We start from the raw sequence: 20,151 nt of genomic DNA, 5'->3' as shown, positions 1-20,151 counted from the left end.
ACGCCTCACCGCGGACTCCGTCGAAATGCCCACCCGGTCTCCCCCCAAGTGTCCAGTGCCGTCTCCGTCCCGCGACCGAGCCGCACAAAGGATGCTCTCCGTAATCTTTCGGGTGTGAACAGTCACCACACCGCGACGTCCAGCGGGCAGCGCATCGACGCACTCGACCTCGCACGGGGCGTGGCGATCCTCGGCACCCTCGGCACCAACATCTGGATCTTCACCGACCCGCGGGGCGCCTTCGGCTGGGTGTCCACGGACGCCGGGGCGGACTCCGGCATCGTCCAGACCATTCTCCTGACGCTGTCGAACGGCAAGTTCCTCGCGCTGCTGTCCATTTTGTTCGGTGTGGGCCTCGAACTGCAGTACCGCTCCGCCGTGCGGCGGGGACGGCGCTGGCCCGGCCGGTACCTGCTGCGGGCGATGCTGCTGCTGTTCGAGGGCCTCGTCCACTACCTGCTGATCTTCGAGTTCGACGTGCTCGCGGGCTACGCGCTCGTGTCGATCCACGTGGCGTTCCTGGTCTCCCGCAGCGACCGGGTCCGGCGCGGGTGGATGGCGTTGGCGACCTCCGTCCATCTGGCGCTCGTCGGCCTGTTCACGCTCGCCGCGCACACCGGGCAGCTCTCGGCGGGAGGCGACAGCGACGGCGCCGAGCACCTGTACACCTCGGCGAGCTGGCTCGACCAGGTCGTCGCCCGCATCGATCTGGCCGTCTACTTCCGGAGCGAACTGCTGCTCATCGTCCCGCTGTCCACGGTGTTGTTCCTCGCCGGGATCGAGGTGCTGCGCGCGGGCACGTTCGAGGAGTCGGAGCGGGGCGCGCGCGTCCGGCGGCGCATGATGTCGATCGGATTCGGCGTGGGCCTGCCGTTGAACCTGGTGACGGCGTTCGCCGGCCCGGAGTGGTTCTTCGTCGATCGCTACCTTCTTCCGCCGATCGTCGCCTTCGGGCTGCTCGCCGCGATCGTGGAGCTCGCCCGGCGAACCCGCGGCGGCGTGTTGCGGCGTGGCTTCGTCGCGACGGGCCGCGCGGCCATGTCGTGCTACGTGTTCCAGAACCTCGTGTGCAGCGTGCTGTGCTACGGCTGGGGCTTCGGGCTCGCCACGACGCTGGTCGACGCCCGGCCGTGGTGGGTCGTCGCGGCGTGGGCCGGGGTGAGCGCGCTGTTCATGGTGCTGGCCACGCTGTGGCTGCGCCGCTTCACCCGCGGCCCGCTCGAATCGCTCCTCCACCGGCTGTACACGGGGCGCCCGAGCCGGACGACCGAGCTCGTGTGACGCGCCTGCCCGATCGGTCAGGAATCGAGAAGCCCGTTGCCGCCCATCCCGCCTAGCGTCGACGACACGAGTGAAGGGAGCCGCGACCATGGGCCGCACCAAGAGCAGCACCTCTCAGGCGTTCACCGCCGAGGAACGGGCCGCGATGAAGGAACACGCCGAGGAGCGGAAGAAGGAAGCCCGCCGCGCGTCCCGAGCGGACAAGGCGGCGGCCGCCGAACGCGACGTGCTCGACAAGATCGCCACGATGTCCGACCACGACCGTGCCCTCGCAGAGCGCGTACACGCCATCGTCAGGGAGAACGCCCCGACGCTCGCGCCGAAGCTCTGGTACGGGATGCCCGCCTACGCCCTCGACGGCAAGGTCGTCTGCTTCTTCCAGAACGCGGAGAAGTTCAAGGTGCGCTACGCGACGCTCGGCTTCAACGACACGGCGAAGCTCGACGACGGCGACATGTGGGCGACGTCCTTCGCCCTGGTGAACATGACCCCCGAGGTCGAGGAACGCATCGCCGAGCTCGTCCGGCGGGCGGTCGGCTGATCGGCACCCCGGCGCCGGGCCGTCGGGGGCTGTCAGAGGTCGTGGGCGGGTCGCCGGGAGTTGAGCCGGGCGGCCTGGCGGGTGAGGTGGTCGCGTTCGGCGAGGTTGGACGCCGTGTGGGCGGCCTCGGCGTAGAGCCGCGCGGCCCTGGCTGTATCGCCGTCCCGTTCGTGGAGGTACGCCGCCACGGCCGTGTAGCGGGGCAGCGAGGTGTCCAGCGCCGCGAGGGCGCGCAGACCCGCGCGGGGTCCGTCGGCCTCGCCGACCGCCACCGCCCGGTTGAGCCGCACGACCGGGCTGTCGGTCAGGCGGCACAGCTCGTCGTACCACTCGACGATCTGCACCCAGTCGGTCTCCTCGGCGGTGGGCGCGTCGGCGTGGAGGGCGGCGACGGCCGCCTGTGCCTGGAACTCGCCCAGCCGGTCGCGGGCGAGAGCGGCCTGCAGGATCCCGATGCCCTCGGCGATCAACGCGGTGTCCCACCGCCCGCGGTCCTGCTCGGCCAGTGGCACCAGGCTGCCGTCGGCGGCGGTGCGGGCGGCCCGCCGCGCGTGGTGGAGCAGCATGAGGGCGAGCAGGCCCGCGACCTCGGGGTGGTCGATCGCGGCCGCGAGCTGCCGGGTGAGCCGGATGGCCTCGGCGGCGAGGTCGACGTCACCGGAGTAGCCCTCGTTGAACACCAGGTACAGCACCCGCAGCACCGTGGCCACATCGCCCGGCTGGTCGAAGCGCACACCCGAGACCGTCCGCTTGGCCCGGCTGATGCGCTGGGCCATCGTCGGCTCGGGAACGAGGTAGGCCTCGGCGATCTGGCGGGTCGTCAGGCCGCCGACGGCGCGGAGTGTCAGCGCCACCGCCGACGCCGGGGTCAGCGACGGGTGCGCACACAGGAAGTAGAGCTGGAGCTCCTCGTCCACCGCGGGAGCCGGACCGGGCGCAGGCGCGACCCCGACCGCGAGTTCCCGCCCCTTCCGCGCACGCTCGGCCCGGGTGGCGTCGAGGAACTTGCGCCACGCGACCGCCACGAGCCACGCCTTCGGGTCGCGCGGGACGTCCTCGGGCCAGACCTCCAGCGCCCGGATCAGGGCTTCCTGCACGGCGTCCTCGGCCGACGCGAAGTCGGCTCCGCGCCGGACGAGAACACCGATCACCGCGGGCACGAGCTCCCGCAGCAGCGAGGGATTCACTCGGTCACCGTGGGCGGCGAGGTCAGGAACGGTCGCAGCTCCAGCCACTCGTGGATGGGCTCGCCCTTCGCTCCCGGCGCGGCCGACAGCTCCCCTGCCAGCTCGACCGCCCGCTCGTAGCTGTCGACGTCGATCACCATCCAGCCGGCGATGAGGTCCTTGGTCTCGGCGAACGGGCCGTCGGTGACCGGCGGACGCCCCTCGCCGTCGTAGCGCACCCACGTCCCTTCGGGTGCGAGCGCCTGGCCGTCGACGAACTCACCGGTGCCTTCGAGACGCTTCGCGAAGTCGTTCATGTACTGGACGTGGGCCGCGACCTCCTCGGGTGTCCACTTGTCCATCGGCACGTCGTTGACCGCGGCCGGGGCGCCCCGGTAGTGCTTGAGCAGCAGGTACTTGGCCATGGTGTTCTCCTCCGTGCTGTACGACCCATTGTGGTCGCGTTCACCGGGGAGACGGAGCCGAAAACCGATCCTCGACAGTGCCGCCCGAGTTTTTTTCGGCGACGAGCGTGCCGGTTGCTCAGCCCGTGGTCGGGGCGAGCGTGTACTCCTGCGGTGCGAGGTCGCTGGCGAGTTCGCGCAGCAGCGCTCCGACCTCGGCGAGGCGTTCGGCCGTCATGCGCTCGGCGGGGACGGTGACACTGACCGCGACGTCCTGCGCGGTGGTGGAGGTGAGGGCGATCCCGACGCAGGCGATCCCGGGTTCGTTCTCCTGGTTCTCGATCGCCCACCCGAGGCGGCGCGCGGCGTCGACCGCGTCGCGGAACCGCCGGTCGAGCGCGGGCGTCGCGTGGTCGGGGTCCGCTTCCTCGACGTAGCTGGTCAGAAGCGAGTCGCTCGGGGGTGCCGCGGCGACGAGTGCGCGGCCGAGCGCCGTGGTCGCGACGTGCGCACGACGGCCGACGCGCGACCACACCCGGACGGAGCGCTCCGGCTCGATCTTGTCGAGGTAGACGACGCGACGCCCGTCGAGTGTCCCGAGGTGGACGAGTTCCTCCGTGCGGCGCGAGATTTCCAGCAGGAGCGGCCGGAACAGCAGGGGCAGGTTGTCTCCCGCCCCGAAGCTGCGCACCATCCGGCGCAGCGCCTCGCCGAGGACGTAGTGGCGGTCTTCTCCGTCGCGGGTGACGTACTCGCGGTGCGCGAGACCGCGGAGCAGCCGGTGGACCGATCCCTTGTTGATGCCCGTGCGTGCCGCGATCTCGCCGAGCGCGAGGCCCTCGGGGCCGGCGGCCGCCACCGTCTCGAGCACCAGGAGTGCGCGATCGAGGCTGGTGACGGGCGGCGTGTCCGGTGTGGCTTCGGTCTCCATGGCCCCATTGTCCTTCGATCGATCTTGCGTAGCGCTGAACCTGAGCTTAGCTTGTGTTCTGAAATGCGAACCAGGCGTTTCGCATTTCGAAACGCTCGACACCGTTTCCCGTGCGTCGCGGAAGGACAAGGACGTCATGACACAGCCACTGGGCCGGCAGAGCGTGCCCGCGGGCTCGCTCATCGGGGCATCCGCGCCGGATCGGACGGGAATCGTCCACCTCGGTCTGGGCAACTTCCATCGCGCCCACGGTGCCGTCTACACCGCACAGGCCATGGCCGCCGCAGGCGGGAACTGGGGCATCCGCGGGTTCGCGCACGCGTCCGACCGGGTCGTCACCCCCATGCGGGCGCAGGACAACGTCTACTCGGTTCTCCAGCTCACCGAACACGGCACCGAGGCGGGTGTCGTCGACGTCCACCGCGACACCGGCGTCGCCGTCCACGACCCCCAGGCCGTCGTCGACGCTCTCGCCGACCCGGCCCACCGCATCGCCACGCTCACGATCTCCGAGGTCGGCTACAGCCGGGACCCCGCGACCGGCCGCCTGGCCCTCGACAATCCCGACGTCGCCGCCGACCTCGCTCCCGGCGCCACACCGCGGACCACCGTCGGGATGCTCGCCCGCGGACTGGAGAAGCGCGCCGCCTCGGGCGAGCCGTTCGCCGTCCTCTCCTGTGACAACCTGCAGTCCTCCGGCGGCGTCACGCGCTCCGTGGTCGAGAAGTTCCTGCAGGCCGCCGGGGTGAGCGACGACGTCCTGGCGTTCGTCTCCTCCTCGGTGTCGTTCCCCAACGCGATGGTCGACCGGATCGTGCCGAAGACCACCGAGGACCACACGCGCCTCGTCGCGGAACTGCTCGGCGTGCAGGACCGCTGCCCCGTTCCCGCCGAGGACTTCACGATGTGGGTTCTGGAAGACGACTTCGCCGGCGGCCGTCCCGCCTGGGACCTGGCGGGCGCCACCTTCTCCGACGAGCTTGAGGCCTACGAGATGGTGAAGCTGCGGCTGCTCAACGGCTCGCACTCGCTCATCGCCTACCTCGGCATCCTCTCCGGCGCGCCGACGATCGACGTGGCGTGGGGCCAGGACTTCGTGCGGGAGGCGGTGCTCGGCGGGATCACCGACGACTACCTCCCGTCGTTCACCCCGCCCACCGGATTCGACGCCGAGTCGTACGTGGCGCAGCTCGACGCCCGCTGGCGCAACCCGCTCATCGGCCACGCCACCACCCAGGTGGGCACCGACGGGTCCCAGAAACTGCTCCAGCGCATCCCCGACGCCGCGCTCTTCCACCTCCGGGACGGGCGCATGCCGCACCACCTCGCGCTGTGCATGGCGGCCTGGATCGCGTGCGTCGCCCCGCCGAGGGGCTTCACCCCCGACCCACTCTCCGAGCGCATCGTCGAACCCGCGCGCGACCGGCTCGCCTCGGCCGTCGACGGCGCAGTGACGGTGCTCGACCACGTGCGCCGCATCGTGGGCGGCGGTTTCTTCCCCGAGGTCCTCGCCGCGCGGGAGGAGTTCACGGCCCGGGTGGCCGACCTGCTCACCATCATCACGCGCGACGGAGTGCGGGCCGCGGCCGCCGACGTCGCCTCCGCCCGCTGAACGCCTGGAGTCGATCAACGATGAGAAGCCTGTTCATCCACGGTGCCGAGGACATGCGGTTCGAGGACGTCGCCATGCCCGAACCCGGCGAGGGCGAGGTGCTGCTGCGGGTGCGTTACGTGGGCATCTGCGGCTCGGACCTGCACTACTACTTCCACGGCAAGAACGGCGAGAACCTCGTGCGCGAGCCCTTCACGCCGGGACACGAGCTCTCCGCGACCGTCGAGGCCGACCCGAGCGAAGAGTGGGCGCCCGGGACTCCGGTGACGGTGCACCCCGCGCGCTACGGGACCCCGGTGGAGCGGATCGCGGACCGGCCCCACCTGTGGCCCGGGGGCGACTACCTCGGCAGCGCCGCGAACCTGCCCCACCGCCAGGGCGCCGCGGCCGAGTACGTCGTCGTCGAGAAGCACATGCTCCGCGGGCTGCCCGACGGGCTGTCGTTGCGGGACGCGGCACTGGCCGAGCCCCTCGGCGTGGCGCTGCACGCCCTCACGGTCGCGCGCGACGGCGCCGGAGACCTCGGTGACCGCGCCCTCGTTCTCGGTGCCGGGCCCATCGGCCTCCTCGTCGTCGCGGCACTCACCGCCCGAGGCGTCGAGCACGTGGCCGTGGGCGACATCCAGGAGTCCGCTCTCGCCCGAGCCCGCGCACTCGGCGCCCACGAGGCCTTCCTCGTCGGAACCGACGAGATCCCGACGACGGCGTACCCCGTCGTGTTCGAGTGCTCGGCGGCACCGGCGTCGCTGACCCAGGCGATCGCCTCGGCAGCGCACGCGGGCGTCGTCGTGCAGGTGGGGATGCTCGCCGACACGACGATCGGCGTGAACCTCGCGCCGCTCGTGTCGAAGGAGGTGCAGCTGCGCGGCACGTTCCGCTTCTCCACGGAGATCGACGAAGCGGTGGACCTGCTCGCGGCCAACCCCTCGATCTCGCAGGTCGTCACGCACGTCCTCCCCGCGACCGAGGCCGTGACGGCGTTCGAGACCGCGAGGGACTCCGCGTCATCCAGCAAGGTTCTCATCGAGTTCTGACCCCCGCCCCCTCCCCGATCCCACGGCACCGACGAGGGTGCCGCTGTCCGAAGAAGGAACAACGATGTCCACTTCTGCACCGCTGTCCGAGACGGGTGCCCCGAAGGACGGCCCCGCCCAGCGCAGCACCGGTGACCTCACCCGGGCCGCGATGTCCGGCTGGCTCGGCACCGCGCTGGAGTTCATGGACTTCCAGCTCTACTCCCTCGCGGCCGGACTCGTCTTCGGCCAGCTCTTCTTCGTCGGCGAGAGCCCGGCGCTCGCGGTCGTCTCCGCGATGGCGACGTACGCGGTCGGCTACATCGCGCGCCCCGCCGGTGCGTGGTACTTCGGACGCCTCGGCGACCGGGTGGGCCGCACGAAGGTCCTCTTCATCACGATCGCCCTCATGGGCGCCGCCACGACACTGATCGGTGCCCTGCCGACCGCCCACGACATCGGCATCCTCGCCCCGATCCTCCTGGTGGCACTTCGCCTCGTGCAGGGCTTCGGAGCCGGGGCGGAGATCTCCGGCGCCGGTGTCATGCTCGCCGAGTACGCCCCGACGAAACGGCGCGGCATCATCGCCTCGCTCGTCGCGCTCGGCACGAACTGCGGCACGCTCGGAGCCTCGGCGATCTGGGGCGTCCTCGTCGCCACCCTGTCCGAGGAACAGCTCCTCTCCTGGGGCTGGCGGATTCCGTTCCTCGGCAGCGCCGTGATCCTGCTGTTCGCCGTATGGGTGCGCTTCCGGCTCAAGGAGAGCCCCGTGTTCGAGGAGAGCGCCCACGTCGACGACGGCGTGGCGCTCACGACGGAGGAGATCCGGGCGAAGGCGGAGCGAGAGAACGACACCCGGATGCTGGAGGCGCTCGAACAGAACAAGTGGCGCGCGTTCGTTCCGGCGTTCCTGCTGCGCTTCGGCCAGGCAGGCAACTCGGGAATCCTGCAGACCTACATGGTCTCGTTCATCACCGTCACGCTCGCGATGTCGCCCTCGGTGGGCACGAACGTCGTGATCGTCTCCTCGCTGTGCGCGTTCCTCACGGTGCCGATCGTCGGTGCGCTCGGCGACCGGTTCGGCCGCCGCCGCATGTACCGGATCATGAGCGTGATCTCGCTCGTCCTCATCGTGCCGACGATGATGGCGATCGCCGGAGCGGACGTGCCGCAGGTGTTCGTCGGCTACATCGTCATGCACAACGTGTCGGTGATGGCGCTCGCCTCGCTGGAGAACCTCACGCTGCCCGAGCTCTTCGGGTCCCGCCACCGCTACACCGCCACCGGCGTCGTCCGCGAGATCGCCGCGATGATCGCCACGGGGCTCGGTCCCGTCGTGGTGGCCGCCTGGGTCGCCGCGACCACCGGCTCGTGGATCCCGATCGCGATCATGCTCGGCATCTTCACGGTCTGCCCGCTCATCGCGACGTTCCTCATGCCTGAGGTCGCCGGGCGTGACCTCAGGGACCCGCGCAACGCGGTCTGACCCGCGCCGACACCGCCGTTCCCCCCGCCCGCCTCGGAAGGAAGCGACCACCGTGAGCATCTCGACCGTCGACGTCATCGTCACGAGTCCCGGACGCAACTTCGTCACCCTCAAGATCGTCACCTCCGACGGTGTCGTCGGGTGGGGCGACGCGACCCTCAACGGGCGCGAACTCGCCGTCGCGTCGTACCTGCGGGACCACCTCGCGACCACCCTCGTCGGCCGGGACGAGGACCGCATCGAGGACACGTGGCAGTACCTGTACCGGGGCGCCTACTGGCGGCGCGGTCCCGTGACGATGGCCGCGATCTCCGCCGTCGACATGGCGCTGTGGGACATCAAGGCGAAGAAGGCGGGCGTCCCGCTGTACCAGCTGCTCGGCGGGGCGAGCCGCGAGAAGCTCCGCGTCTACGCGCACGCCTCCGGCAACGACTACGCCGCGCTGTCCCAGGCGATCCGCGCGTACGTGGAGCAGGGCTACACCGCGGTCCGGATCCAGACGGGTGTCCCCGGGCTCGACGCCGTCTACGGCGTGTCGGCGACGGCGAAGCCCGGGGAGAAGTACGACTACGAACCCGCGCACCGGGCCGCCGACGGCAGTGCCGCCACCCGCCCCGTGGAGGAGGACTGGGACACGCCCGCGTACCTGCGGCACATTCCGTCGATCTTCGAGAAGGTGCGGGAGGAGTTCGGGCCCGAGCTGCGGTTGCTGCACGACAGCCACCACCGCCTGTCCCCGATCGAGGCGGCCCGCCTGGCGAAGTCCCTCGAACCGTACGACCTCTTCTGGTTGGAGGACGCCACCCCCGGCGAGGACCAGGAGGCGTTCCGGCTCATCCGGCAGCACAGCACCACGCCGCTGGCCACGGGCGAGGTCTTCAACTCGGTGTACGACTACCAGACGCTCGTCACCGAACGGCTCATCGACTACGTGCGTTCGGCGCCCACGCACACCGGCGGTGTCACGGGGATGAAGAAGCTGCTCGACTTCGCCGGCATCTACGGCATCCGTTCGGGCATCCACGGCCCCACCGACGTCTCGCCGATCGGCATGGCGGCGGCGTTGCACCTGGACCTGGCGATCCACAACTTCGGCATCCAGGAGTACATGCCGCACAGCGACCTCACCCTCGAGGTGTTCCGCACCTCGTACACGTTCGACCGCGGGTTCCTCCACCCCGGCGACACCCCGGGTCTCGGTGCGGAACTCGACGAGGACCTCGCCGCGCACCACCCCTACACCGCCGCCTACCTCCCGGTGAACCGCCTGCTCGACGGCACCGTGCACGACTGGTGAGGGGAGGACGCACAGAATGAGCCAGCGCCAGGCCCTGCCGGGGCGGACCGCCGCCTCACGCCTCGTCGTGGTCCTCCGGGGTGAGCGCGCGGAGGACTACGTGCCGGTCGTCGACACCCTGGTCGAGGCGGGTGTACGGAGTGTCGAACTCACCCTCACCACTCCCGGCACGTTCGCCGCCCTGCCCGGGCTCGTCGAACGGTACGGGGCGAGCGCCGACATCGGGATCGGCACCGTGACGCGGCCGGAACAGGTCGACACCGCCGTCGACGGAGGAGCCCACTACCTCGTCACGCCGGCCGCCGACCTCACGGTCGTCGATCGCGCCCTCGACCGCGGCATCGCCGTCGTCCCCGGCGGGCTCACGCCGACCGAGCTGCACTCCACGTGGAACCGCGGGGTGTGCGCGGTGAAGCTGTTCCCGGCTCGACAGGTGGACACGGGCTACCTCGACGATCTCCGCGGCCCGTTCCCCGACCTCGCCGTCATCCCGTCCGGAGGCGTGGACCTCGACGCGGCGCGCTCCTGGCTGTCCGCCGGGGCGGCGGCGGTGAGCGTCGGCGGCCCGCTGCTCGGGGACGCGCTCTCACGTGGTGGCCTCGCTGACCTCGATGGTCTCGCGCAGCGAGCACGACGATTCGTCGAGGTGTGCGCGGAGAGCGGAGCACGATGACGGCTCCCCGGGTCCTCACCCTCGGCGAGACGATGGGCCTGCTCACCGGAGGACGCATCGGGTCGCTCGCCCACGTCTCCGAGATGTCCGTGGGCATCGGCGGCGCGGAGACCAACGTCGCCGTCGGCCTGAGCCGCCTCGGTGTGCCGGTCACCTGGATCGGCCGGGTCGGCGACGACTCGCTGGGCCGGCGCGTCGTGCGCGAGATCCGCGGTGAGGGCGTCGACGTGCTGGCGCCCGTCGATCCCGGCGCGGCGACGGGACTCATGCTCAAGGAACTCACGGGACCGGGCACCGCGCGGGTGTACTACTACCGCGCCGGGTCCGCCGGGTCCCGACTGACGGCGGACGACGTGCCCCCGGGCCTCGTCGAGAGCGTCGCGCTCGTGCATCTCACGGGCATCACCCCGCTGCTGTCGGAGTCCGCGCGCGAGGCGTGTCTGTGCGTGGTGCGGCGGGCGCGGGCGGCCGGGGTGCGCGTGAGCTTCGACGTGAACTACCGCTCTACGCTCGCTCCCGCGCACGTCGCCTCGGAGGTGCTCGGCGAACTCGCCGCGGAGGCGGACCTCGTGTTCGGCTCCCCCGAGGAACTCGCGCACGTGGCCCCCGGCGGTGCCGCGGACGAACCCGAGGTCGACGCGCTGGTCGCGGCGCTCGATCCCGCCGGCACGCGCGAAATCGTGGTGAAGCGGGGAGCCGACGGTGCGTCGACCCACGCCGGCGACTCCGTCGTCCACGCGCCTGGACATCGCATCGAGGTGGTCGACACCGTCGGCGCCGGAGACGCGTTCGTGGCGGGTTACCTCAGCGGCGACGTCCAGGGCTGGAGCGTCGAGGAGAAACTCCGCCGCGCGAACGCCTGCGGGGCGGTGCTGTGCACGATGCCCGGTGACTGGGAGGCCGCGCCCACGCCCGACGAACTCGACGCGTTCCTCGCCAGCGGAGGGGACCCGGTCCAGCGCTGAACGATCCCCAGAGCACGGGTCAGTCCGAGGCGAGGTGCCAGTCCACGAGTTCGTGCTGCGGCGGAGCGGATTCGCGTTGCGCGTGACACGTGAGCGCCCGGTCGTCGGAGGCGGCCGTGGTGCGGACCCGCACGTGGTAGGAACCGCCCTGAGGCGCCGCGAACACCGCAACGGTCTCGTCGCCCTCGCTGCGCGACGACCGCAGCGGCAGGTCGTCGATCCCGCGGATGCCCGTCTGCCCGCGCAGCAGACACTCCGCGGCCTGCACCCCGAAACCGTAGGTCGTGCGCCCTCGGAAGTACGGCACCTCGACCTCCCCGCGCTCGTGCGTGCGAGCCAGGGACACGGCGGCATCCGCGGGCACGCGCCCGTAGTAGAGCCCCTGGGGAAGGACCAGCAGGTTGGCGGCGAACCTGTCCCCGCCGATGTGCGAGACCTCCCACGTCTGCTGCGGAAGACCGTCCGCCAGAGCCCGCGCCACCGGCCGACCGTGTTCCGCGCAGCACGGGTCGTGGGAGCCGTGGGTACAGACCAGGTAGAGCGGGTGGTCGACCTGTCGCAACCCCGGCGAGCGCCCGCGCGCGAACGCCTCCAGGTCCAGATCCAGCACCTGCTCGGGACCGTCGAGCACCGCCTCCTCGACCCAGCCGTCCTCGGGCGCGGTCCACGCCAGCAGACAGCGTCGGCGCTCCGGGCTCGCTCCCCTGCGGCGCAGCACTCGACGAATCAGCACCACGCGCATCCGCAGCGGCCGCGCCACCTCACGGATCCGGGCCATGAGCGCCGGATCCAGACGGTTGTCCCGCACCGCCTCCGGTCCCCACGGACCGGGCTCCTCGAGCAGCAACCACCTGCGCACGGTGGACGCGGTGCCGTGCAGCGACTCGTGCAGATCCATGCTGCGCGCCCGGCATCGGAACGGCGGTCTACGCATCCACGACCTCGAGCAGGCCCTCCCGCACGAGGCGCCGCACGAGAACGAGGCGGCTGGTCTCATCGAGCCCGCCGGCGAGGTCGCCCACCGTGACCGTGCCCCGCGCGGCGGCGATCTCTCGCATCGCCGGTTCGAGCCGGTCCGGGACCCGCAGCTCCCGGTCACCGAGCAGCACGCGCAGGACCCCGGCGTCACCGGCCCGCAGCTCACACACCGAACCCGCCCGTCGACGCACCCGCGTGGTGTCGTCCAGCGTGGACAACCGGAGACGGTCGTGCAGCCCACCACGCAACACCGGCGGCCGGGTCGTGAGGAAACGCTCGACGCGTTCGCCCACCGGCTCGACCGGGTCGGCTGCCATGAGCTGCGCGCCCACCTGTTTGAGCTGTCGCCGGAGCTCGTCGGCCACCGACTCCGGCTGCCGGTGATACCGCACCGGCAGCGGCGCGTCCCACGCCGGTTCCCGCAGGACCCGCGCGACGGCGGACTCGATCAGGTCCCGCCACCGCGTGGGATGGATCCCCACGGTGAGGTGGCCCGAGACGACGTGTTGCGCGCGGGCCGCGTGTCGCGTGCCCGTCGGCAGGTAGAGAGCCATACCCGCGCGCAGCTCGACGTCCTCGACGCCGTCCGCCCCGGTGTCCCCGGCATCCGCGGCCGGCGCGGGCCACACCTGCCACGACTTCGACCCGAACGCCTGCAGCACGAACACGTCGTGCGAATCGGTATGGGGCCGCAGTCCCTGCGCTCCGGGCGGCGTGACGTAGGCGTTGACCTGGCACGGGTGCCCCAGCTCCAGTTCCAGTTCCCGGCAGAAACCGACCAGCGGGGGCCAGTACCGGTGCAGGCCCTGCAACACCAGAGTGGCGCCGTCCTCGACCGCGGCCAGGACCCGCGCCGGGTCCGCGACGCCGCTCACCGACGTGCCACCGATCCGCGCCGTGCGCGTGCAGTCCGACAGCGGCACCGTGCGGCCGTCCCGGACGAGCCGGAACGCCGGGCTGCGCAGCGAGTGTTGCGTCAACAGCTCGTCCACGCCGTCGAGGCTCAGGAGGTCCTCGAACCCGTCCGCCGTCGGCCCGTGAACCCACGCCCGCCGACCCCACACCTCGTCGGCGAACCGGTCAACGTCACCGACGCACCGCTGCAGGGGCTGCACGACCGACCTCACGAATCCTTCGTGTCCGTGCTGTCCGCGTCCTGGGCGTCGGAGTCGGCGTCCTCGGCGTCGCTGTCGGCATCCGTCGCGTCGGCATCGGCGTCGGTCGCGTCGCTGTCCACGTCCTTGGCGTCGGTGTCCGTGTCCCGCGCGTCGGTGTCGCCACCCCGGTCGGTGCTGTCCGCGTCCTGGCCCCGCGGCCCGGCGCCACCTCCGCCGACGCTCTGCATGTCGTCGTCCCGCAACGGACGGTCCGATTCCATTACCCCTCCAGGCTCCTCGCAGGCCGAGTACTTTCGTACGACCTACCCGGGCCGGAAGGGCTGAAACGAAGGAGACACCGACGGGACGACGCCCGGGAAGATGCCGGAATCGGAGATGGTGCGCTGGTCAAACCCTGTGGAGCTGAGGGGAATCGAACCCCTGACCTCCGCCTTGCAAAAGCGGCGCTCTACCAATTGAGCTACAGCCCCGGACCGCGGGAAGGATCACCCGCGGGGAAAGCTTTCAGTTCTTGCTCGCGGCGTCCGAGCCGGCCTTCGCCGGTGCGCTGCCGTTCGAGGACACACCGGTGGTCGGGCGCTCGGTCGGTGCGGTGGCTTCGCGCCACAGGTCGGCCTCGGCCTTCGCGTCCCTGTTGCGCTTGATCAGGAAGAAAACGCCGCCCGCGACAACCGCGAGCGCCAACAGCTTCTTCACGGTGAAGCCCTCCTCGACAACCTGCTGACCGTGCACCTGCGATGTTACTGCACCGCGCCGCGGCCCCGTTTACGCGGTCCACCTGTCGGGTAGATCGCGGGAACGGATACGGACGAATGGAAGGAAATTGTCATGGCCGGTGGCGGCGAGAAGCAAGAAGGCATCAAGGGCGCGGTCGAGGACCTGAAGGGTCGCGCGAAGGAGGCCGCGGGGACGTTCCTCGGCAACGACGACATGGAACGCGAAGGGGGCGCGCAGCGCGAGAAGGGCAACGCCCAGCAGGCGGCGGCGGAGAAGCAGACCCAGGCCGAGCAGGCGCAGCGCGAGGCCCGCGAAGCCGAGGAACGCGAACGTCGCCAGCAGTAGGGACGCACGGCCTGCGCAGGCCACCTCGGTCGTTCCACGTGGAACACGGGCACGCTCAGTAACGCATGCTCGGCAGCGGGAGGCGCCCCAGCGCCCACCCTGACACCTCGGTCAGCAGCCCGCGCCAGTGCACCCCGGGTTCCGGACCGAGGTGGCCCTCCTGCGTGAGCCATTGTGCGTCGCGCAGATGAATGTAGGTCACCTCGCCGTGCACTTCTCCGCGATTCTGCGCCGCGCGTTTCTTGTAGAGAACCGCCTGTTCTCGATACACGTTCGCGATGTGATACGCCGCTTCCGACCCTTCCATTTCCACGAGCGTGGCGACTTCCTCCATCCACCGCGGCGCCGTCACGAGATCGCCGGAGACGATTCCGCCCGACACACTCAGCGTGACCCCCATGGCGAAGTCCTCCATCTGGTTGGCGGCGTCCACGAACGCCTGCAGAAGGAAATCCGAACGAGCCGCTCCCATCCCCGCCTCCTTCGCCCCTGGTCGGGCACACCGGTCACCGACCGGCTCCGGGTAGTACCTACCCGCGACGAGGCCGCCGGAACGGCGACCGGCGCAGCGTCACGCCTCTGACGGACAGCGAACGCTCCGACCGGGTTGCTCAGGCGAACAGGGCGAGGGAGTAGACGAAGAAGACGACGAGATGGGCCGCCCCGTGGACCGCCGTCACCTTCGGTGCGGCGAACGTCGCCACCGACAGCAGCAGTGTCACCGCGAGGATCAGCAGGTTGGCCGGGGACTCCGCCAACACCACGGTCTGCCCGGTCAGGGCACCGATGGCGAGCACGGAGGGGATGGTCAGCCCGACCGTGGAGACCAGCGCACCATGGCAGAGGTTGCTCACTCGCTGGATCTCACCCTGCAGCGCGGCGCGCACGGACGTGATCGTCTCGGGCAGGAAGACGATCAGGGCGATCAGGACGCCCGCGAGCGCGACCGGCGCCCCGAGCCGTCCGAGACCGTCGTCCAGCAGAGTGGCCATGTCGTGGGAGAGCAACACGATGGGCAGCACCGTCACCACGAGCAGCGCGATCCGCAGCACCACCTCGGCGCGATGCTCGACGAGCACCTGCTCGATGTTCGGCCGTCCGCTCCCATTCCCCGGTGAGTCCGGATCGGCGATGTCGGTGCTGTCGGCGGTGCCGACGGCGAGGCGCGGATCGACCTCCCGGAAGTCGTCGGCCTGCACACCCATCTGCCGGAAGAGGAAGAAGGCATACAGGACGGGTACGGCCACGATGATCGGAACCGTCTGCCCCGGCGTGTACGAACCGTCGCGCCCGATGAACGCGGGAACCGCGAACGCCAGCGTGGAGAGCACGACGATCAGGGCGAGGTAGGTCGAGGTGCCGGTGCGGTTGTGGCTCATACCGCCGTGCCTGAGCCCGCCCACCAGCAGGCAGAGGCCGACCACGGCGTTGAGAATGATCATCGACACGGCCATGACGGAGTCGCGGGCGATGGTGCTGTGCTCGCCCGGCCCCAGCATGACGGCGGAAATGAGGATCACCTCGATCAGCACGATCGACAACGTGAGGACCAGGGATCCGTAGGGGTCGCCGAGGCGGCGCGCGAGGTGTTCGGCCTCGTGGACCACGCCGAAGGCACAGACCAGGATGACGCCGATGATGAGCGCGAGAGCCCCGACCAGCAACGGGGCGGCCACGGGGGGCGCGAGCGCGGGGCCGGCGAACATCAGGCCGACGACCGCGCCCCATCCCAGCACGAGCCGGACGATCGCGACAGGCGTGACGACGGAACGTACGGAACTCACGAGCACAGGACGAAGTCCTCTTCCGCGAGGGTCGTCCCTCGCGCCGACCGAACGAACGGGCCGTCCCGTCCGAAAACCTGCACGACCCAGCCTACGTGGTGAGAGGCTGCCAACATGAACAAGGAGCTGGTGGAACCGACCGGCAGCCGCTGTTCGACGCGATGGCCGACGACGTGTCGTGGCGCTGGATGGGCACCTACGACAACAACTACTGCTGGATCTTCGCCATCCGCGACGGCCTCAGCCGGGAGATCCGCGAGTACATGGACACCCAGCTCGTCCGAGCGGCTGGTCTTTACCGTGCCGTACACGGACGCCGTCGGGGCCCGAGTCCGCCCGGGCCGGAAACGAAAAACCCCGGTTGCGCTGATCAGCACAACCGGGGTGACTGTGGGCCCAGGAGGACTTGAACCTCCGACCTCTTCGTTATCAGCGAAGCGCTCTAACCGCCTGAGCTATGGGCCCTGAACGCTGACCAGCTTACCTCAAGCCGATCAGCGCCGTCGCAGAGGGGTCACTCTCGTTCCGACAACGTCAGTTCCAGCCCGCCGGTGAGCCCCGCGCACACGTTGTAGACGAACGCGGCCACCGTGGTCAGCGCGGAGATCAGCACGATGTTCACCGCGCCCACGATGGCCGCGGCACCGAACACGGTGCCCGCCGTGATGAGCACGTCACCGTCGGCTGCCGCGTCGTTGGCGACGAGCGAGTCGTAGGTGCCGTTGATGTTGTCCCACACGCCCATGCCGTCGAGCACCATGTACAGCACACCGACGGCCACGAGCCAGACGAAGAACAACGCCACGCCGAGCACCAGCGACAGCTTGAGCACCGACCACGGGTCGATCCGCTTGACCTGCAGGTTCGCCCTTCTCGGCCCTCTGCCCGGCCTGCGGAACGCACTCCCCGACCGCAGCGAACCCGACCCTGCACCGCCCGGCGCCTGGCCGGCGTCGCGGTCGGTGCTCTGGGCGAACAGCCCCGCGTTCGCACCCGCGGGCGCGAACGCGGGCTCCGCGGCACCGCTCGGCTGAGTCGGTGCCGCCGGAGGTGGACTGACACCCTCCTGGTTCGACTGACTCGGTAGCCACTGCGTGGCGCCGCCGTCACCGTCGGACGATTCCGTCGTCCCGTCCCTGGCGACTCGCTGCCACGGTGGAACGTCCCCCGTACTGGTGTCGGTCCCACCGGAGCCGCGCTGTTCGGTGTTGTCAGGTGGTGTCACAACCGGTCAGTCCCTTACGTCTGTCACGAGCTACTACTGTCGCTCCGTGTCGGTGTCCGGCACGGCGTCGCCCTCGGCGTTCGCGTCGGTGGCCTCCGGCTCCTCCACTTCGGGGACGTCCGACGGCCGGTCCGCGTTGCGCGCCACCGCCAGCAGGGTGTCCCCCTCACCGAGGTTGATCAGCCGCACGCCCTTCGTCTGCCGTCCGGCCTGACGCACCTGCACCGCGGGCGTCCTGATCACCCCGCCGCTCGACGTGATCGCGTACAACTCGTCGTCGCCGTCGACGATGAGCGCCGTCACAAGCCTGCCACGTTTTTCGTCGTGCTGAATGGTGAGCACGCCCTTACCACCGCGACCCTGCACCGGGTAGTCCTCGATGGGGGTGCGCTTCGAGTAGCCGCCCTGGGTGGCGACCAGCAGGAACGTGCCTTCCTTGACGACGTTGATGCTCAGCAGTTCGCCGCCGTTGTTGAACCGCATGCCCAACACGCCGGAGGTCGCCCTGCCCATCGGGCGCAGCGTCTCGTCGCTCGCGTGGAACCGGATGGACTGCCCGTCGGAGGAGACCAGCAGCAGGTCGTCCTCCGCCGAGGCGAGCACCGCGCCGACGAGCTCGTCGCCCTCACGCAGGTTGATGCCGATAAGCCCACCCGAACGCGGCGAGTCGAAGTCGGCCAACCTCGACTTCTTCACCAGACCCTTCTTCGTTCCGAGGATCAGGTACGGCGCCACCTCGTAGTCCGGAATCTGGATCACGCTGGCGATGTGCTCCTCCGGCTGGAACGCCAGGAGGTTCGCCACGTGCTGGCCGCGCGCGTTGCGGTTGGCCTCCGGCAGGTCGTACGCCTTCGCCCGGTAGACGCGGCCCTTGTTGGTGAAGAACAGCACCCAGTCATGCGTCGAGCACACGAAGAAGTGCTCGACGATGTCGTCCTGCTTGAGCGTCGCCCCCTGCACGCCCTTGCCGCCGCGCTTCTGCGAGCGGTACAGGTCGGTCTTGGTGCGCTTGGCGTAGCCGGTGCGCGTGATCGTGACGACGACGTCCTCTTCGGCGATGAGGTCCTCCATGGACACGTCGCCGTCGTAGGGAATGATCTGCGTGCGGCGGTCGTCGCCGTACTTGTCGACGATCTCCTCCAGCTCGGCACGCACGATGGCGCGCTGCCGCTCGGGCCGGGCGAGGACGTCCTGCAGGTCGGCGATCTTCGCCTCGATGTCGGCGAGCTCGTCGATGATCTTCTGCCGTTCCAGGGCGGCCAGGCGACGCAGCTGCATGTCGAGGATCGCGGTGGCCTGCACCTCGTCGACGGACAGCAGCTCCATCAGTCCGGTCCGCGCCTCGTCGACGCTCGGCGACCGGCGGATGAGGGCGATCACCGCGTCGAGCTGGTCGAGTGCGCGCACCAGACCACGCAGGATGTGAGCGCGTTCCTCGGCCTTGCGCAACCGGTACCGCGTCCGGCGCACGATGACGTCGATCTGGTGGTTGACGTAGTGGCGCACCATCTGGTCGAGGCGCAACGTCCTCGGCACGCCGTCCACCAGCGCCAGCATGTTGACGCCGAAGTTGTACTGCAGCTGGGTGTGCTTGTAGAGGTTGTTCAGCACGACCTTCGCCACCGCGTCACGCTTGAGCGTGATCACGATGCGCATGCCGCTGCGGCTGTTGGTCTCGTCGGCGATGTCGGCAATGCCGGTGATCTTGCCGTCGCGGGCCAGCATCGCGATGTTCTCGACGAGGTTGTCCGGGTTCACCTGGTACGGCAGCTCGGTGACCACGAGGGTGGTGCGCCCCTTGGCGTCTTCCTCGACCTCCACCACGGCCCGCATGCGGATCGAACCACGACCCGTGCGGTAGGCGTCGGAGATGCCCTGAGTACCGAGGATCAGACCACTCGTCGGGAAGTCCGGTCCCTTGATGCGCTGCATCAGGGCCGCCAGCAACTCCTCGTCGTTCGCCTCCGGGTTGTCCAGCGCCCAGAACACACCGTCGGCGACCTCGCGCAGGTTGTGCGGCGGGATGTTGGTCGCCATGCCGACCGCGATGCCCGAACCGCCGTTGACCAGCAGGTTCGGGATCCGGCTGGGCAGGACGTCGGGCTCCCGGGTGCGCCCGTCGTAGTTGTCGGAAAAGTCGACCGTGTCTTCCTCGATGTCCCGCAGCATCTCCATCGCGAGCGGGGCGAGGCGCGACTCGGTGTACCGCATGGCGGCCGCCGGGTCGTTGCCGGGCGAGCCGAAGTTGCCCTGGCCGTCGATCAGCGGATACCGCATCGACCACCGCTGGGCGAGGCGCACCAGGGCGTCGTAGATCGCCGAGTCACCGTGCGGGTGATAGTTGCCCATCACGTCGCCGACGACACGGGAGCACTTGTTGTACCCACGCTCGGGCCGGAAACCCGAGTCGTACATCGAGTAGAGGACACGGCGGTGCACCGGCTTGAGGCCGTCCCGCACGTCCGGCAGAGCTCGCGACACGATCACGCTCATCGCGTAATTGATGTACGAGTTCTGCATCTCCTGCTGGATGTCCACCGGCTCGATGCGTCCGTGGGGGCTCGGCGGCAGAGTTTCGGTCACGGCTGGATGTTCCTTTCACACGGTCGAACGTC

20 protein-coding genes and 2 tRNA genes are annotated in these 20,151 nt (G+C 70.2%); 9 read left to right on the top strand and 13 right to left on the bottom strand.

The window, feature by feature from the left end; genetic code table 11:
- Positions 1-114 precede the first annotated feature (114 nt).
- Positions 115-1,281 (top strand): DUF418 domain-containing protein, encoded by a 1,167-nt coding sequence (locus SACAZDRAFT_RS13560; protein ID WP_005442594.1) that lies wholly within the window; start codon positions 115-117, stop codon positions 1,279-1,281.
- Between the two features lie 88 nt (positions 1,282-1,369).
- Complete coding sequence (locus SACAZDRAFT_RS13555; RefSeq protein ID WP_005442593.1) at positions 1,370-1,822, top strand: iron chaperone; 453 nt, start codon at positions 1,370-1,372, stop codon at positions 1,820-1,822.
- 32 nt (positions 1,823-1,854) lie between these two features.
- Here SACAZDRAFT_RS13555 and SACAZDRAFT_RS13550 read toward each other — a convergent pair whose 3' ends face one another.
- The 3 genes from SACAZDRAFT_RS13550 to SACAZDRAFT_RS13540 all read right to left on the bottom strand — a co-directional run bounded on the left by SACAZDRAFT_RS13550 (position 1,855) and on the right by SACAZDRAFT_RS13540 (position 4,323).
- Positions 1,855-3,009, bottom strand: coding sequence for an RNA polymerase sigma factor (locus tag SACAZDRAFT_RS13550; protein WP_005442592.1), 1,155 nt, complete (start codon positions 3,007-3,009; stop codon positions 1,855-1,857).
- Positions 3,006-3,413 (bottom strand): YciI family protein, encoded by a 408-nt coding sequence (locus tag SACAZDRAFT_RS13545; protein ID WP_005442591.1) that lies wholly within the window; start codon positions 3,411-3,413, stop codon positions 3,006-3,008. Before SACAZDRAFT_RS13545 ends, SACAZDRAFT_RS13550 begins: the two co-directional genes overlap by 4 nt.
- A gap of 118 nt (positions 3,414-3,531) precedes the next feature.
- Complete coding sequence (locus SACAZDRAFT_RS13540; protein ID WP_005442589.1) at positions 3,532-4,323, bottom strand: IclR family transcriptional regulator; 792 nt, start codon at positions 4,321-4,323, stop codon at positions 3,532-3,534.
- Positions 4,324-4,459: 136 nt separating this feature from the next.
- Between SACAZDRAFT_RS13540 and SACAZDRAFT_RS13535 the strand changes: the two genes are divergently transcribed.
- The 6 genes from SACAZDRAFT_RS13535 (at position 4,460) to SACAZDRAFT_RS13510 (ending at position 11,369) form a co-directional block, all read left to right on the top strand.
- On the top strand, positions 4,460-5,935 hold the full coding sequence (locus SACAZDRAFT_RS13535; RefSeq protein WP_005442587.1) for a mannitol dehydrogenase family protein: 1,476 nt from the start codon (positions 4,460-4,462) through the stop codon (positions 5,933-5,935).
- Positions 5,936-5,955: 20 nt separating this feature from the next.
- On the top strand, positions 5,956-6,969 hold the full coding sequence (locus tag SACAZDRAFT_RS13530) for an L-idonate 5-dehydrogenase (RefSeq protein ID WP_005442585.1): 1,014 nt from the start codon (positions 5,956-5,958) through the stop codon (positions 6,967-6,969).
- A 64-nt stretch (positions 6,970-7,033) separates the two neighbouring features.
- Positions 7,034-8,434, top strand: coding sequence for an MFS transporter (locus SACAZDRAFT_RS13525; RefSeq protein ID WP_005442583.1), 1,401 nt, complete (start codon positions 7,034-7,036; stop codon positions 8,432-8,434).
- 52 nt (positions 8,435-8,486) lie between these two features.
- Positions 8,487-9,731 carry a D-mannonate dehydratase ManD gene (gene manD, locus SACAZDRAFT_RS13520; RefSeq protein ID WP_005442581.1) on the top strand — a complete coding sequence of 415 codons (1,245 nt, stop codon included), beginning with the start codon at positions 8,487-8,489 and terminating at the stop codon, positions 9,729-9,731.
- Between the two features lie 16 nt (positions 9,732-9,747).
- Complete coding sequence (locus tag SACAZDRAFT_RS13515) at positions 9,748-10,404, top strand: bifunctional 4-hydroxy-2-oxoglutarate aldolase/2-dehydro-3-deoxy-phosphogluconate aldolase (RefSeq protein WP_005442579.1); 657 nt, start codon at positions 9,748-9,750, stop codon at positions 10,402-10,404.
- Positions 10,401-11,369, top strand: a complete 969-nt coding sequence (locus SACAZDRAFT_RS13510) for a sugar kinase (protein WP_005442577.1) — start codon at positions 10,401-10,403, stop codon at positions 11,367-11,369. The genes SACAZDRAFT_RS13515 and SACAZDRAFT_RS13510 overlap by 4 nt, the downstream gene beginning before the upstream one ends.
- A 19-nt stretch (positions 11,370-11,388) precedes the next feature.
- On the opposite strand, the gene SACAZDRAFT_RS13505 is transcribed toward SACAZDRAFT_RS13510, so the two are convergent.
- The 5 genes from SACAZDRAFT_RS13505 to SACAZDRAFT_RS13485 form a co-directional block, all read right to left on the bottom strand.
- The gene (locus SACAZDRAFT_RS13505; RefSeq protein ID WP_005442575.1) at positions 11,389-12,267 is read right to left on the bottom strand and encodes a sucrase ferredoxin; all 879 of its coding nucleotides are present in this window, start codon (positions 12,265-12,267) and stop codon (positions 11,389-11,391) included.
- A gap of 28 nt (positions 12,268-12,295) precedes the next feature.
- Complete coding sequence (locus SACAZDRAFT_RS13500) at positions 12,296-13,474, bottom strand: cupin domain-containing protein (protein ID WP_040927763.1); 1,179 nt, start codon at positions 13,472-13,474, stop codon at positions 12,296-12,298.
- A complete protein-coding gene (locus SACAZDRAFT_RS13495; RefSeq protein WP_005442571.1) occupies positions 13,471-13,725 on the bottom strand; it encodes a hypothetical protein in 255 nt (84 codons plus the stop codon). Before SACAZDRAFT_RS13495 ends, SACAZDRAFT_RS13500 begins: the two co-directional genes overlap by 4 nt.
- 137 nt (positions 13,726-13,862) lie before the next feature.
- Positions 13,863-13,935 (bottom strand) — tRNA-Ala (locus tag SACAZDRAFT_RS13490).
- A gap of 34 nt (positions 13,936-13,969) precedes the next feature.
- Entirely contained in the window at positions 13,970-14,161 is a 192-nt protein-coding gene (locus SACAZDRAFT_RS13485; RefSeq protein WP_005442570.1) for a DLW-39 family protein, read from the bottom strand.
- 132 nt (positions 14,162-14,293) lie between these two features.
- On the opposite strand from SACAZDRAFT_RS13485, the gene SACAZDRAFT_RS13480 reads away from it, so the two are divergent.
- Positions 14,294-14,527, top strand: coding sequence for a CsbD family protein (locus SACAZDRAFT_RS13480; protein WP_005442569.1), 234 nt, complete (start codon positions 14,294-14,296; stop codon positions 14,525-14,527).
- 55 nt (positions 14,528-14,582) lie between these two features.
- On the opposite strand, the gene gvpU is transcribed toward SACAZDRAFT_RS13480, so the two are convergent.
- From gvpU to gyrA, 5 genes are all read right to left on the bottom strand, one after another.
- Positions 14,583-14,999 (bottom strand): gas vesicle accessory protein GvpU, encoded by a 417-nt coding sequence (gene gvpU, locus SACAZDRAFT_RS13475; protein ID WP_005442568.1) that lies wholly within the window; start codon positions 14,997-14,999, stop codon positions 14,583-14,585.
- 139 nt (positions 15,000-15,138) lie between these two features.
- Positions 15,139-16,311, bottom strand: a complete 1,173-nt coding sequence (locus SACAZDRAFT_RS13470) for a calcium:proton antiporter (protein WP_232286270.1) — start codon at positions 16,309-16,311, stop codon at positions 15,139-15,141.
- A 391-nt stretch (positions 16,312-16,702) separates the two neighbouring features.
- Positions 16,703-16,776: transfer RNA gene (locus SACAZDRAFT_RS13465), tRNA-Ile, on the bottom strand.
- A 49-nt stretch (positions 16,777-16,825) separates the two neighbouring features.
- Positions 16,826-17,536 carry a DUF3566 domain-containing protein gene (locus SACAZDRAFT_RS13460; RefSeq protein WP_005442566.1) on the bottom strand — a complete coding sequence of 237 codons (711 nt, stop codon included), beginning with the start codon at positions 17,534-17,536 and terminating at the stop codon, positions 16,826-16,828.
- Positions 17,537-17,569: 33 nt separating this feature from the next.
- Complete coding sequence (gyrA, locus tag SACAZDRAFT_RS13455; protein WP_005442560.1) at positions 17,570-20,119, bottom strand: DNA gyrase subunit A; 2,550 nt, start codon at positions 20,117-20,119, stop codon at positions 17,570-17,572.
- Between the last annotated feature and the right edge of the window lie 32 nt (positions 20,120-20,151).

Origin of the sequence: Saccharomonospora azurea NA-128, assembly GCF_000231055.2 — a bacterium.
Lineage (GTDB): Bacteria > Actinomycetota > Actinomycetes > Mycobacteriales > Pseudonocardiaceae > Saccharomonospora > Saccharomonospora azurea.
Note: the sequence above shows the minus strand (reverse complement) of the source record. Positions and strands in the feature narration are given on the sequence as shown.

What these genes read in the sequence shown, in the direction of transcription:
- SACAZDRAFT_RS13555 (WP_005442593.1), top strand. Translation starts at nt 1,370, where the DNA reads ATGGGCCGCACCAAGAGCAGCACCTCTCAGGCGTTCACCGCCGAGGAA.
- SACAZDRAFT_RS13545 (WP_005442591.1), bottom strand. Translation starts at nt 3,413, where the DNA reads ATGGCCAAGTACCTGCTGCTCAAGCACTACCGGGGCGCCCCGGCCGCG.
- SACAZDRAFT_RS13540 (WP_005442589.1), bottom strand. Translation starts at nt 4,323, where the DNA reads ATGGAGACCGAAGCCACACCGGACACGCCGCCCGTCACCAGCCTCGAT.
- SACAZDRAFT_RS13535 (WP_005442587.1), top strand. Translation starts at nt 4,460, where the DNA reads ATGACACAGCCACTGGGCCGGCAGAGCGTGCCCGCGGGCTCGCTCATC.
- SACAZDRAFT_RS13530 (WP_005442585.1), top strand. Translation starts at nt 5,956, where the DNA reads ATGAGAAGCCTGTTCATCCACGGTGCCGAGGACATGCGGTTCGAGGAC.
- SACAZDRAFT_RS13525 (WP_005442583.1), top strand. Translation starts at nt 7,034, where the DNA reads ATGTCCACTTCTGCACCGCTGTCCGAGACGGGTGCCCCGAAGGACGGC.
- SACAZDRAFT_RS13515 (WP_005442579.1), top strand. Translation starts at nt 9,748, where the DNA reads ATGAGCCAGCGCCAGGCCCTGCCGGGGCGGACCGCCGCCTCACGCCTC.
- SACAZDRAFT_RS13510 (WP_005442577.1), top strand. Translation starts at nt 10,401, where the DNA reads ATGACGGCTCCCCGGGTCCTCACCCTCGGCGAGACGATGGGCCTGCTC.
- SACAZDRAFT_RS13505 (WP_005442575.1), bottom strand. Translation starts at nt 12,267, where the DNA reads ATGGATCTGCACGAGTCGCTGCACGGCACCGCGTCCACCGTGCGCAGG.
- SACAZDRAFT_RS13495 (WP_005442571.1), bottom strand. Translation starts at nt 13,725, where the DNA reads ATGGAATCGGACCGTCCGTTGCGGGACGACGACATGCAGAGCGTCGGC.
- SACAZDRAFT_RS13480 (WP_005442569.1), top strand. Translation starts at nt 14,294, where the DNA reads ATGGCCGGTGGCGGCGAGAAGCAAGAAGGCATCAAGGGCGCGGTCGAG.
- gvpU (WP_005442568.1), bottom strand. Translation starts at nt 14,999, where the DNA reads ATGGGAGCGGCTCGTTCGGATTTCCTTCTGCAGGCGTTCGTGGACGCC.